The sequence below is a fragment of the Mucilaginibacter sp. P4_D1 genome (genome assembly GCF_056401935.1).
Genome location: NZ_JBFUIJ010000022.1, coordinates 1 through 12,365 on the forward strand (window position 1 = coordinate 1; position 12,365 = coordinate 12,365).

Genomic DNA, 12,365 nt, shown 5'->3' on the forward strand with positions numbered 1-12,365 from the left:
CCATCGCTGACGCGATACTTGACCGCATTGTTCACCACTCATTAAGGGTCGAATTGTATGGCGAATCACTAAGGAGAAGAAACTCTAAATCAGAAAATGTATTTTTGTAAAAATAATAGTTGTTAAACCGGACAAAAACATCCGCTCTCAGGAGCCTATCTGTACAACAACTTTACTCTCTTTCAAACCCTAACTCAGAGGGGTCACTTTAGATTGGCGAAGAGGGGTCAACATCAGTGGTATATCCAAACAGACAAACAAACCCGTGAATAAACTGAGGTGTGTCGGCAGCAACCGGTCGTCTTTTTCCATGCGCTTAAGCAGGCTGGTATAGCCAGCCAGTTCTTTGACAATTTCCTTCTGCAACTTCATTTGCCTTCACCCTCCAGGATCTTGTTGATATCTTCCAGTTTGTAGTACATAATGCTGCCTACTTTGGTAAAACGCAACGTACCGTTGATTCGTAGGTTTTGAAGCGTGCCAGGTGATATGCCCAGCAGCTTTCTTACCTCCGCACTCTTTAGCCATTTCTTAGATTGCCCCTGTCCCGGCTGCATCAGTTGTTTGATCTCCGTCAATAACTCACCTTTAAACTCCCTTAAATCCTCCTTGGTGATCAATTCGATTGCTGTCATAGTTGATATTTTTTTCGTGAATAATTCTTGCCCAAATTTGGGTAAGCCCTATTTTATTAATTGGGGACTTTAATAGGGTGACCCTAAATGTTTGTTTATTAAATCTCCTTTAGTTTCGCACGGTGATGCCCTCCTTTCTTTATTCAACCCGTTCAGCGGAAAAATAAAATACCAGCCACTGAATACAATGGTTCAAAAGTGAGGGCTAAAACAGCAAAATGAATGACCATTGGAGGCGTTTGGTCATGAATGAAAAGACAAAAGCCTATTTCTTAGGCCTTTGTATGATTTTGAAGAGTTTGTCTTTTTCGGCGATGATCGTGTATTTCGGAGGCGGGTTATCCTTATCGGCCGGGAAATAATTCTGGGCGGTGCCTATAGCAATAGGTTTATCTCCGTTTAAAAAATTCTTGGCGATCAATTTATACCAAGGACTTGCCGTTTGGCTGTTTACCAATTTATTGCCATTCGGCAACTTCAAATCCCTTATTTGATCAATCAGGTCAATGAACACTGGCATGCCGTCCTTGCTGATGACGATCTTTTCACCGGCTTCATATTTAACGTAATCTTTAATCTGGTTCTCCAGTTCTTTGATTTTTGCTTCCAACTGGTCAATCTGTTTGTTTTTATCAGCGATTACCGATTCCAAGGGTTGTGTTTTATGCCACTGATCAATGCTTTCCAAGTATGCCAGAAACGCTTCCAGTTTGGCGGTAAATTTCAATCCTTGGGCGGTCGGCTTAAGCCCTTTGTAGAATTTAATCCTGGTATTTACAATATCATAAACATGATCGAAAAAAGCCTCTCCCTGTCCGGCGTTTCCCTCAAGGTAGTAATTTAACTGGTAATTGTAAAACGTAGCGTACTCATCTTTTTTGATCTTATAAACCTTATTGACAAAGAAATTTAAACCGAAAATCCTGTCTGTAAATATCAACCAGCCGATATCGTAACGATGAGGAAATAGCTCAAAGCGTCCACGGAATTTGAAGTAGGTTTCTGAAGGCATACAATTATATTTCTTGATAAACGACTTAACATAGTTTTAGTTTATAAGACTCAGTGAATTCAAGGACCGTCTTCATAAATAAGTGGTTAGAGGCCAGCCTCCGGAAGCTTTTCAACCTAACGGTAAATAAAAATTATCTGACTCGGGATTGCCTCGCTATAACAGATCAGCATCCAAGACATTTATAATTCGAATAATACCTCAATGCCTATTTGTAAAATGTTCAGGTAGCAATAAGGTTGTATCACCGGGCTGAGAAAGTAAAATACTTTTCTCGTCGAGTGTTTGTTTCAATCTTTTGTCTCCAATCGTATCCAGCAGTTCATTTTTCAAATAAAAAAAGCGAATTGCATTGCCGGGTGCTTGCCATTTAATTATTTTACAACTACAAGCTGCGTTTTGCGGCGTATTTATAATCTCCTCTATCCGTCCCCTTTTGCCTTGTTTGATGAAAAGCTCCCGTATGCCGATGATCCTATTTTTTTTCCCTTGGTCAAAGTTCCAGGAAGCGGATATGACATCCACATAAGGCCTGCCTTCATCCAAACGCATCAATGATAGTTTAGGCGACTCGATGCTATCCCGGGCGTTAACGACATGCGAGTGAATGGAAACCAGCCAGGCTGCCTCAAATTGCATATAGCCCGCATGTTCGAAATTGGACCCGTAACGGATGAATTTGAAGTAACCATCCTGGTATTTCACATCCATGATATTAGAAACAATTTTATGGAATCGTCCGGCATCATACGTTCGGGCCTGCGGCGATCCGGTATAGCACAGCCAGATTCCCTCCAGGCTGTCGATCTCGGCGCTTGAGGGCCGGTAGGGCAAAATGCTTAAATCACGGAATAGCTTTTTTTCCTTTGAATTTTCTTCAGCCCAAAGAATCCCTCCAACTAATAAAATAAAACAAAGCAGGATTACAATTGCCCGATATGTTTTGATCTTTTTGGACAGCAATAATCTACTGCCTTCAGTAAGAAGCACATCAATATTTGGTATTTCAACAGTTGCCGGCTCATCCACTAACCCTGCATCAACTGGTTCTTGTGCAAAACCCTTTCTACCCTGTCCATATAAATAAATGTAACAAGCATCAACCAAAAATGGGCGCGGGTTCGACACGATCCCATTAATAGCATCTTTTAGCTGACCGCCGGTTATGTCATATTTGCGGAATGGGTAAACGGCAGACGCATTGTTTTCACCCGGCGGGTAATAATTATGGAAAAGCGTTTCACTGGTATTGGGAAGGCCGTTACTGATCTCGCTTAACATGCGCGCCAGGTCTTCATAATTCTTTCTGTTCGTATTTCGTTTAATACCCTGGCCGGTTGCTGCCTCGTATTTCAGCACTACCTTTGTCAGCAGGTATACAATTTCGTCCTTTCCCGTTTTGAGCTTCATATGATTTTTAGGCATTTCAGGTTTGCTCCCGGTTTCGGAAACGTTTCGGAAATCAAGCGATAAATTTATATACAATTCAGCAATCTAAAAAAAGATGGAATTGAAGATGTAAATATAGATTTGTCATTCCTGATAAAACCAATTATTATGAAAAGAAAAACTACACTGTTGTTAATGGCAGCCATCTGCTTTTTAAATTTAACGGCCCTTTGCCAAAATAACGATCCTATAAAAGCCGGTGAAGGGATTGCGGTCACTTCTACAGATAACGGAAAAGTCAGAGGCTATGTTCATAATGGAATATTCACCTTTAAAGGAATCCCCTATGCGGAAGCTGACCGGTTTACTGCACCACGCAAACCCAAAGCCTGGAATGAAGAGCGGAGCTCGATGACTTATGGGCCGGTTTGCCCCACCGATCCGACTACGACAGTGAACGATGCGTTTGAATTTGCTTTTAACCACGATTTGGGTTATTCCAATGAGCATTGTCAAACATTGAACGTATGGACGCAGAAATTAAATGACGGGAAGAAACGCCCGGTGATGGTATGGTTGCATGGCGGCGGCTTTACGGCCGGCTCGTCTATTGAACTGCCATCCTATGACGGGGAGAACCTGGCTAAGAAAGGGGACGTTGTACTTGTTTCGATAAATCACCGGTTGAATGTCCTGGGTTTCCTCGACCTCTCTGCTTATGGGGATAAATATAAAAACTCAGGGAATGCCGGTCTGGCTGATATCGTTGCGGCCTTGCAATGGGTAAAAGACAACATCGCGCAATTTGGCGGCGACCCGGATAACGTCACGATATTCGGGCAATCCGGCGGGGGCGGAAAGGTAACCTGTATGATGAATACAGCCAAGGCGAAAGGGCTATTTAACAAAGCCATCGTAGAAAGCGGCAGTTATATCACTTCTTTTACGGATAAATCCATTTCGCAGCGCGTTGCGGCAGCTTTGCTGGATGAATTACATTTGCAGGCTTCCCAAGTCGACTCTCTGCAAAAAATACCCTATGATCAATTGAATGCCGCCGGTAATAGGGCGCTAAGAAAAGTAGGAACAGCGTTGAGAAAAGAAGGAAAACCGGTAAATGTGGGCTGGAACGCGGTACTGGATGGCGATATGTTCCCTAATCAGCCAACCGATCAGGCCGCCATGGACCTTTCAAAAAATATACCGCTGCTGGTGGGTACCACTAAAAATGAGTTTGCAGCTTTCGCGCCGACCCCGAAGGGCCAGACCATAGAAGATGTGAAGGTTATTTTACAGAAAAAATATGGCGACCAGACCGACGCATATATGGCAGCTGTGAAGCAAGCTTACCCAAATACCAGCAAACCGTTTGAATACAATGATATCGAATTCGGTTTTCGCTCATTAGCCATCAAACAAGCCGATCAAAAATCCGGGTTAAGCGGTGCGGCACCGGTTTACATGTACCTGTTTACCTGGCAGTCTCCTGTTAACGATGGCAGGTACAAAGCTATGCATTGTATGGATATCGCTTTTCAGTTTGATAATATACGCCGCTGCGAGGAAATGACAGGCGGTGGCAAGGATGCCTATGCACTTGCCTCGAAAATAAGCAGTGCCTGGATCAGTTTTGCCCGGAGTGGTAATCCCAATACGCCAGGTTTGCCAAAATGGCCCGCCTATACGTCTGCAAATGGCGAGACGATGATCCTGGATAACAAATGTGAAATGCGTGATCACCCGGATGCCGAACTGCTTAAAATAGTCAACGCTCCCAAAAAACAATAAAAATTATCAACGATGAGAAGACTCTGCTATGTTTTTGCGCTCGCCATGCTTTGCAGCCCCTTATGCTATGCTTCAAAGGTGGATACCGTTGAGATACCGAGCGCGGCCATGAATAAAACTTACAAAGCGGCCGTTGTATTACCAGATAGCTATAACAAAAGCAAAAAGGACTTCCCCGTACTTTACCTGCTACATGGCGGCTTTGGGCACTTCAACGACTGGCTGCTGAAAACGCCTGATAAAATGCTGGTGCGTAACCTGGCCGACCAATACAATATGATTATTGTAATGCCGGAAGGAGAAATATTCAGTTATTATATCGATAGCCCGGTTGATTCAAACAGCAAATTTGAAACTTATATTATCAAAGAGGTCGTTCCTTTTATCGACAGCAAATACCACACGGTCAAAGACAAAAAGGGACGGGTAATCACCGGCTTATCCATGGGCGGTTATGGTTCGCTTTACCTTTCTACCCGCCATCCCGAGTTATTTGCGGCGGCCGGCAGTATGAGCGGAGCGCTCGATCCGAATATGACCACCTGGAACCTGACCCCGGAACGGTTTAATGGTCTAACAAAGTTCCTGGATAAAATAATGGGGCCGATGACGCCGGATAGTTATCTGCCTTACTCCGTAGTAAATATGGCTGATCAAATCAGAAAAAATGGATTGCCCATTGTAATGGATATCGGGGTGGAGGATTTTCTACTTGAACCCAACCGGGAATTGCACCGGCGACTGGTATATAACCATACCCTGCATGATTATACAGAACGGCCGGGCGGCCATACCTGGGAATTCTGGCAGGATGCCTTGCCTTACCAGGTTTTGTATTTTAGTAAACGTTTAAAAGCCAATGGCGTAATATTTTAATCAATGCTATCCATCCTCGGCTTTTTAACCATCTGTGTCTTTTTAGGATTGATCCTGACCAGGCGTCTGTCGGTATTGCTTTCATTGATCCTGGTACCGGTTTTATTTGCATTGATCGGTGGTTTTGGGGTGAAAGAGATAGGCGAAATGGTACTGGGCGGGATCAAACAAGTAGCACCCACCGGTATCCTGTTGATCTTTGCCGTATTATACTTTAGCCTGATGATTGATACCGGATTATTTGACCCGGTGATCAGGGGCATTATTAACCTTGCCAAAGGCGATCCGTTGAAAATTACCCTGGGAACCGCCATTTTGGCCATGCTGGTTCACCTGGATGGAGACGGTACGGCCACTTTTATGATCACCATCACCGCTTTATTCCCTGTTTACAAAAAGTTGGGAATGAAGAAGCTGATACTCCCCTGCATCGTCGCGCTCAGTGCGGGCGTTATGCATTTAGTACCCTGGTCGGGTACTGTAGCCAGGGCTTTAAATGTGATGAAAACTGACCCTGCGCATTTGATCATCCCGATTCTGCCGTCCATGATCGGCGGAATTCTTTGGGTGTTATTTGTAGCATTCTGGCTTGGTAAAAAAGAGCGTAAGCGTTTAGGCGTTGTTCAGCTGGAGTACGATCACCGCCAGGAACTTTCTGACGCACAAAAAGAAAGCCGCCGACCCGCCTTATTCTGGTTCAATGTGGTTCTGACCGTTATTTTGATCGCAGCGCTTATTTTATCGCTGGCACCCCCATCGGCTTTATTCATTATCGGCTTTGCCGTAGCGATACTGGTTAACTATCCCTCGCAGGCCGAACAAAGAAAAAGGATACATGCACATGCTGCCAATGTGTTTTCGGTTTCAATCATCGTTTTTGCAGCCGGGGTATTTTCCGGTATCCTCACCGGAACTAAAATGATCGACGCTATGGCTTTATCGATAGTTTCCATCATTCCCAAAGCGCATGCGGGTTATTTGCCAGCGTTGGTGGGTGTCACCAGTATGCCGTTAAGTTTGGTTTTTACACCAGATGCTTATTACTTTGGGGTGATCCCGGTCTTAAAAACAGCCGCTACCCATTATGGCATAAATTCCATAGAAATAGGCCGGGCAGCAATTTTAGGGCAGATGACGACGGGTTTCCCGTTAAGCCCCTTAACCGCCTCAACTTTTGTTTTGGTGGGATTGTCGGAGGTTGAATTGTCAGATCACCAGAAATTCACTTTCAAATGGGCGTTCGGAACAACGCTCGTGATGACTCTTATAGCAATCCTAACCGGCGCAATAAGTATATGAAACAGAAAGATAAAGTCCGTATTGGTTGTGGCGCAGGTTTTTCGGGAGACAGGCTCGAACCCGCCGTGATTTTAGCCGAAAAGGGTGATTTGGATTACCTGGTGCTGGAGTGCCTGGCCGAGCGTACCATCGCGTTAGCTCAAAAAAGAAAAGCGACAGACCCGGCGCAAGGGTATGATCCGCTGCTGGAGCGACGCATAGTGTTGCTATTGCCCTTGCTTAAAAAAAATAAAATCCGACTCATTACCAATATGGGGGCGGCAAACCCGGTCGCGGCAGCGGATAAAATTATTGAAATAGCAAAAAGACAAGGTATAACCATCAAAGTTGCGGCAGTTACCGGCGACGATGTTTTGAAATCTATCAGCGGCGATGAGATCGCTATGGAAACAGGCCATCCTATTTCCCGGTCAGGACAAGTTATTTCAGCCAATGCCTATTTAGGTGCGGATGCTATTTTGCCTGCGCTGGAAACAGGTGCCGATATTATCATAACCGGGCGTGTCGCCGATCCATCGTTATTTGTCGCGCCGCTGGCACATGAGTTCGGCTGGTCTTTGGATGATGTGGATATAATTGCCAAAGCAACGGTAACCGGGCACCTGATGGAATGCGCGGGGCAAATTACAGGGGGCTATTTTGCCGATCCGGTTAAAAAGCCAATCGAGAATATGAGCACATTGGGCCATCCTTTTGCAGATGTTTGCCCGGACGGCAGTGCAACTATAAGCAAAGTTGACGGGACAGGAGGATGTTTAACCCTGGCAACTGCTAAAGAACAGCTGTTGTATGAAGTAACAAATCCTTATCAATACCTGACGCCCGATGTATCAGCAGATTTCACCACAGTATACTTGAAACAGGATGGGGAAAATCGTATCAAGGTAACAGGCGGCAGCGGCAATAAAAAGCCATCCACCTTAAAAGTCAGCATTGGGTATAAGGCAGGCTTTACCGGCGAAGGGGAGATCACTTATGCGGGGGCAGGCGCACGAGAAAGGGCGCATTTAGCAGGTGAAATTATTCAGCAACGATTAAAAAGCCAATTTACTGATTTAAGGACCGACTATATCGGCCATACATCGGTTCATCCTTCTTCGCTTGCAAATGAATGTCAGCCTTATGAAGTACGTTTGCGCATAGCCGGAAAGGGTGCCACTGCTGATCAGGCTGCGATTATAGGTGAAGAAGTGGAAGCGCTTTATACCAATGGGCCGGCGGGTGGTGGCGGGGTGCGAAAATACGTAAATGAGGTGATCGGTATAGTGTCGGTACTGATCGACAGGAACAAAATAAAGCCATCGGTAATAGTGAAAAATTATGGGCATTAAACTTTATGAGATAGCGCACAGCCGAGCAGGTGATAAAGGCAATACCTTGATTTTATCACTGATACCCTACAATGAAAAGGATTATGAGCTGCTCTGTAATGTGGTGACTGCGGCTAAAGTGAAGGAACATTTCAAAGAGATCATACATGGCGAAATTGTCCGGTATGAGCTTCCTAATATTTGCGCGCTGCAGTTTGTATGCCTGCAAGCTTTGGCAGGCGGGGTTACTACTTCCTTAGTGATGGATACCCACGGCAAAACCTTAAGTTATGCACTGTTGGAGATGAATCTTGAATAGCCTGAAACTGCCTGATAACGAATGATATAAATTATACCGTTGACTTTATATTTAAATTTAAGCACCATGAAAGATAAAATCACCACCTGGTTGTCTATTTGCTTCCTGACTTTGTTTGCCGTTCGATTGCAGGCACAGGTAAAAAATGAGAAAGCAACGGATGCTAAAATAGCAGCCGTCATCAAACAGCTTACGCTGGAGGAAAAAATAGGATTGCTTCATGCTAATGGCATTTTCAGTACTGCGGGTGTTGACCGTTTGGGCATCCCCGGACTGATGACCGATGACGGGCCTTTGGGTGTACGAGAAGATGTTAAAGAAGGCTGGGGTTCAGCAAACCTCACGACGGACTCCGCAACTTTTTTTCCCAATGGGTCGGCGTTGGCGGCCACCTGGAACCCGGAACTTGCGTACCGTTATGGGCATGACATGGCTGAAGAAGCCAGGGTCCGCAAAAAATATATCATGCTTGCACCGGCATTCAATATAGCGCGCACACCGCTTTGCGGCAGGACCTACGAATATTATTCGGAAGATCCGTTTTTGAACGCACGCCTTGCAGTACAATCCGTAAAAGGAATACAAAGTCAGCACATAGCGGCTTGCGTAAAACATTATGCAGTAAACAACCAGGAAGTTGAACGAAGCCGCGTAAGTGTTGATGTGGATGAACGTGCATTACGGGAGATCTATTTACCGGCTTTCAAGGCTTCCATAACAGAAGGTGACGCATGGACCATTATGTCGGCGTATAATAAATTTCGCGGCGTATATTGCTCTGAAAATGATTACCTGCTTAATAAAATATTAAGGGATGAATGGAAATTTAAGGGCATCGTGATCAGTGATTGGGGCGGTACCCATAGTACCGTTAACGCGGCGAACCATGGCCTTGATCTGGAGATGGGTTCAAGGCCGCCCTATAACAGCTATTATTTTGCCGATAAGCTGCTCGATTCGGTAAAAGCAGGAAAAGTAAGTATGAAAGTAATTGATGCTAAGGTAAAACATATTTTATGGGTAATGTATCAAACTTCTTTAAGCAATAACCCGCCCGCCGGGAAAATGAATACACCTGAACACAGCAAAACAGTTTATGATATTGCCGCTGAATCGATTGTATTATTGAAAAATGATGAGCACTTGTTGCCTTTAAATACGTCATCAATAAAAAGTATAGCCGTAATTGGCGACAACGCGACACACACTTTTCATTTAGGAGGTTTTGGTGCGGGCGTAAAAGCCAAATACGAAGTAACTGCCCTGGCAGGGCTACAGCAAAGGATGGGTAAATCCATATCTATTAGCTATGCCCAGGGCTATTCAGGCGTTTACAGGCCGTCACGAAAAAACCCGAACCCGGAAACCAAACCGGATTCAGCAATGATTGCCCAGGCTGTGGCAACGGCTAAAAGCGCTGATGTCGCTATCCTGTTTATCGGGGGTAACCGCGAATATGAAAGCGAGGGCCGGGACCGCAAGGATCTGAGCCTGCCTTTCAGCGAACAGGTACTGGTTGATGCGGTAACGGCTGCCAATTCAAAAACTATCGTAGTGATCGTTGGTGGCGCCCCCTATGATATCGGCAAGATCAAAAAGAACAACAGCACCATCGTTTGGTCCTGGTATAATGGTTCCGAAAATGGCAATGCATTGGCAGATGTTCTGACCGGAAAAATAAACCCTTCAGGTAAGTTACCATTTACTTTCCCCGCTGATTTGAAAGATTCACCCGCGCATGCTTTGGACGCCTACCCAGGTGAAAACCTGAAGGTAGACTACAAAGAGAGTATCCTTGTTGGTTATCGCTGGTTCGACACAAAAAAGATAGAACCTTTATATTGCTTTGGCTACGGCCTTTCCTATAGCGATTTTAAGCTTTCGGCGCTAAAAACGGGCAAAGCAGTCTTTAGCTCCAATGATAAGATAATGGTTACGCTTAATGTAAAAAATGCCGGAAAATATGCCGGAAAAGAAACCGTTCAACTTTACATAGGTAAAATCGGTTCAAAAGTTGAAAGAGCAGCGAAGGAATTGAAGGCATTTAAAAAGATCATGGTTGCGCCGGGGGCAACGGCTAATGTAACCTTGTTTATTCCTGTCAAAGATTTGGCATATTATGAAGAAAAAACCAGCAAATGGATCGTTGAACCTGGCAAATACCAATTAGTGGCAGGGACATCGTCAAGAGATATTACACAAACTATAAATTTTAAGGTCAACTAAACTTTAATATAATTTGAAACAATAATTATTGGGTTTTTGAATTTCATTTTTCAATAAATACGGTGTGCTATTTTCGTGGGTTTACTACCAGTGCTTAATTGCTAGGAAATAGAAACCACCTTTATAACATCTTAGAATTACTTAAGAACCGTAGGTCCTTTAAAAATTGGTTCGAATTCCGTCCAAAAACAAATCACAACCTAATGTTGCCGATAAATCATACTAAAGCCTGTATCAACAGTTCTTAGATTGCATTAAAGACGGCAATCCCATATCAAAAAGCCGATATTCAGCTCTTCAATATAGGATAGCGGGTTTTTAATAGTTAAGATATTAGTTTAATAATCAGAAGATCGGTTTTACACCAAAATGGTCGCCAAACATGGGTAAGCCGCTTTTTGACGACGCCTCTGTAGCCTCATCCTGAATAACGTCCCAATGTTCGGCCAGTTTGCCATTTTCCATGCGAATAATATCAACAACTATCCAGTTTGGGCCGGGTATGCCGTAGTAACGGCCATGCACCATTACAAAATCGCCTTCGGCCATCATAATCGACGATTCGTAACGCGCTTCCGGCGGTAATGCCGCAACTAAACTTTGTAGGCCCTGGCGCCCCGGCGGGATATGCGCACTATGTTGTATATAATCTGCCGACCAATATTTTTCGAAAGCACCCGGTTCCCTCTTGTTAAAAACGGCTTCAAAAGCTTCCCTGACAATGCTTTTGTTATTTTCCGGTACGGTTAAATCTACGCTGCTCATATGAGTGATTCGGCTGCTTCAATAATAAAATCAGTAACTTCTTTGCCATTTGAAGCTAAAGACGCGTGCCCTGCATCCAGCGTAATTGTTTTTTTAGCCTGCATCCGTTCCGCAAACCAGGCTTCGGTTTCGGGCGGGATCATTTTATCGTTAGCAGATACCTGGTACCAGCTTGGTTTTTGTTTCCAGGCCGGTGCGCCAGATGGATCGCCAAAAGCCTGTCCGCTAATTGGTTTTTGCGATAAAGCCATCACTAAAGCATCCTCATCAGAAACACCCTGGCAAAATACTTCATGATAGTTCGCCGGGTCCACATAAAGAAAACCTTGCGCATCGGGTTTAACACTGGCTATGCCTACGGGTRCATCGCGTAAACCTAAAAGGCCGCCTGCTGCTTCGCCTTCATCAGGTGCAAAAGCTGCTATGTAAACAAGCCCTACTACATTTGGCTGGTTACCCGCGCCGGAAATTACCATCCCTCCATAAGAGTGACCTACTAAAAGCGTTGGCCCTTCAAGCGCAGCTACCATATCGCCTGCGCGCTTAACGTCGTCGGCCAAAGAGGTTAGGGGTAATTGTACGGCCCTCACATTATAGCCTTTTGCAACCAATGGGGGAATTACATGCTTCCAATGGGAGCCGTCACCAAACGCGCCGTGCACCAGCACGATATTGAATTTTGTTTCCATAATATGATTATAAAAATTGATTGATTTTATATAAATGGGCAATTGTAGCGCCATTTT

At 44.5% G+C, this 12,365-nt stretch carries 12 protein-coding genes; 7 read left to right on the forward strand and 5 right to left on the reverse strand.

Translation table 11 applies throughout. From position 1 onward, the window contains the following. Positions 1–14: 14 nt before the first annotated feature. Positions 15–110, forward strand: a complete 96-nt coding sequence (locus AC1DV1_RS18325) for a hypothetical protein (protein ID WP_477361193.1) — start codon at positions 15–17, stop codon at positions 108–110. A 258-nt stretch (positions 111–368) separates the two neighbouring features. Here the strand turns inward: AC1DV1_RS18325 and AC1DV1_RS18330 are convergent, their stop codons facing one another. The 3 genes from AC1DV1_RS18330 to AC1DV1_RS18340 all read right to left on the reverse strand — a co-directional run bounded on the left by AC1DV1_RS18330 (position 369) and on the right by AC1DV1_RS18340 (position 3,072). Further along, entirely contained in the window at positions 369–635 is a 267-nt protein-coding gene (locus AC1DV1_RS18330) for a helix-turn-helix domain-containing protein (protein ID WP_477361820.1), read from the reverse strand. Between the two features lie 265 nt (positions 636–900). Continuing rightward, a complete protein-coding gene (locus tag AC1DV1_RS18335; protein WP_477361822.1) occupies positions 901–1,647 on the reverse strand; it encodes a hypothetical protein in 747 nt (248 codons plus the stop codon). A 201-nt stretch (positions 1,648–1,848) separates the two neighbouring features. Then, a complete protein-coding gene (locus tag AC1DV1_RS18340; protein WP_477361824.1) occupies positions 1,849–3,072 on the reverse strand; it encodes a hypothetical protein in 1,224 nt (407 codons plus the stop codon). A 132-nt stretch (positions 3,073–3,204) separates the two neighbouring features. On the opposite strand from AC1DV1_RS18340, the gene AC1DV1_RS18345 reads away from it, so the two are divergent. The 6 genes from AC1DV1_RS18345 to AC1DV1_RS18370 all read left to right on the forward strand — a co-directional run bounded on the left by AC1DV1_RS18345 (position 3,205) and on the right by AC1DV1_RS18370 (position 10,854). Next, on the forward strand, positions 3,205–4,824 hold the full coding sequence (locus AC1DV1_RS18345; RefSeq protein ID WP_477361826.1) for a carboxylesterase/lipase family protein: 1,620 nt from the start codon (positions 3,205–3,207) through the stop codon (positions 4,822–4,824). Positions 4,825–4,836: 12 nt separating this feature from the next. After that, positions 4,837–5,700, forward strand: coding sequence for an alpha/beta hydrolase (locus AC1DV1_RS18350; protein WP_477361828.1), 864 nt, complete (start codon positions 4,837–4,839; stop codon positions 5,698–5,700). A 3-nt stretch (positions 5,701–5,703) separates the two neighbouring features. After that, positions 5,704–6,999 carry a CitMHS family transporter gene (locus AC1DV1_RS18355; RefSeq protein ID WP_477361830.1) on the forward strand — a complete coding sequence of 432 codons (1,296 nt, stop codon included), beginning with the start codon at positions 5,704–5,706 and terminating at the stop codon, positions 6,997–6,999. Beyond that, on the forward strand, positions 6,996–8,330 hold the full coding sequence (locus AC1DV1_RS18360) for an acyclic terpene utilization AtuA family protein (RefSeq protein ID WP_477361832.1): 1,335 nt from the start codon (positions 6,996–6,998) through the stop codon (positions 8,328–8,330). The genes AC1DV1_RS18355 and AC1DV1_RS18360 overlap by 4 nt, the downstream gene beginning before the upstream one ends. Then, positions 8,320–8,628, forward strand: a complete 309-nt coding sequence (locus AC1DV1_RS18365) for an AtuA-related protein (RefSeq protein WP_477361834.1) — start codon at positions 8,320–8,322, stop codon at positions 8,626–8,628. Before AC1DV1_RS18360 ends, AC1DV1_RS18365 begins: the two co-directional genes overlap by 11 nt. Before the next feature lie 66 nt (positions 8,629–8,694). Then, positions 8,695–10,854 carry a glycoside hydrolase family 3 C-terminal domain-containing protein gene (locus tag AC1DV1_RS18370; protein ID WP_477361836.1) on the forward strand — a complete coding sequence of 720 codons (2,160 nt, stop codon included), beginning with the start codon at positions 8,695–8,697 and terminating at the stop codon, positions 10,852–10,854. Positions 10,855–11,199: 345 nt separating this feature from the next. On the opposite strand, the gene AC1DV1_RS18375 is transcribed toward AC1DV1_RS18370, so the two are convergent. Together AC1DV1_RS18375 and AC1DV1_RS18380 are read right to left on the reverse strand one after the other, a co-directional pair. Continuing rightward, on the reverse strand, positions 11,200–11,619 hold the full coding sequence (locus tag AC1DV1_RS18375) for a nuclear transport factor 2 family protein (RefSeq protein WP_477361838.1): 420 nt from the start codon (positions 11,617–11,619) through the stop codon (positions 11,200–11,202). Then, on the reverse strand, positions 11,616–12,308 hold the full coding sequence (locus AC1DV1_RS18380; RefSeq protein WP_477361840.1) for an alpha/beta hydrolase: 693 nt from the start codon (positions 12,306–12,308) through the stop codon (positions 11,616–11,618). Before AC1DV1_RS18380 ends, AC1DV1_RS18375 begins: the two co-directional genes overlap by 4 nt. Between the last annotated feature and the right edge of the window lie 57 nt (positions 12,309–12,365).

What these genes read in the sequence shown, in the direction of transcription:
- AC1DV1_RS18355 (WP_477361830.1), top strand. Translation starts at nt 5,704, where the DNA reads ATGCTATCCATCCTCGGCTTTTTAACCATCTGTGTCTTTTTAGGATTG.
- AC1DV1_RS18330 (WP_477361820.1), bottom strand. Translation starts at nt 635, where the DNA reads ATGACAGCAATCGAATTGATCACCAAGGAGGATTTAAGGGAGTTTAAA.
- AC1DV1_RS18350 (WP_477361828.1), top strand. Translation starts at nt 4,837, where the DNA reads ATGAGAAGACTCTGCTATGTTTTTGCGCTCGCCATGCTTTGCAGCCCC.
- AC1DV1_RS18370 (WP_477361836.1), top strand. Translation starts at nt 8,695, where the DNA reads ATGAAAGATAAAATCACCACCTGGTTGTCTATTTGCTTCCTGACTTTG.
- AC1DV1_RS18365 (WP_477361834.1), top strand. Translation starts at nt 8,320, where the DNA reads ATGGGCATTAAACTTTATGAGATAGCGCACAGCCGAGCAGGTGATAAA.
- AC1DV1_RS18335 (WP_477361822.1), bottom strand. Translation starts at nt 1,647, where the DNA reads ATGCCTTCAGAAACCTACTTCAAATTCCGTGGACGCTTTGAGCTATTT.
- AC1DV1_RS18340 (WP_477361824.1), bottom strand. Translation starts at nt 3,072, where the DNA reads ATGCCTAAAAATCATATGAAGCTCAAAACGGGAAAGGACGAAATTGTA.
- AC1DV1_RS18345 (WP_477361826.1), top strand. Translation starts at nt 3,205, where the DNA reads ATGAAAAGAAAAACTACACTGTTGTTAATGGCAGCCATCTGCTTTTTA.
- AC1DV1_RS18360 (WP_477361832.1), top strand. Translation starts at nt 6,996, where the DNA reads ATGAAACAGAAAGATAAAGTCCGTATTGGTTGTGGCGCAGGTTTTTCG.
- AC1DV1_RS18375 (WP_477361838.1), bottom strand. Translation starts at nt 11,619, where the DNA reads ATGAGCAGCGTAGATTTAACCGTACCGGAAAATAACAAAAGCATTGTC.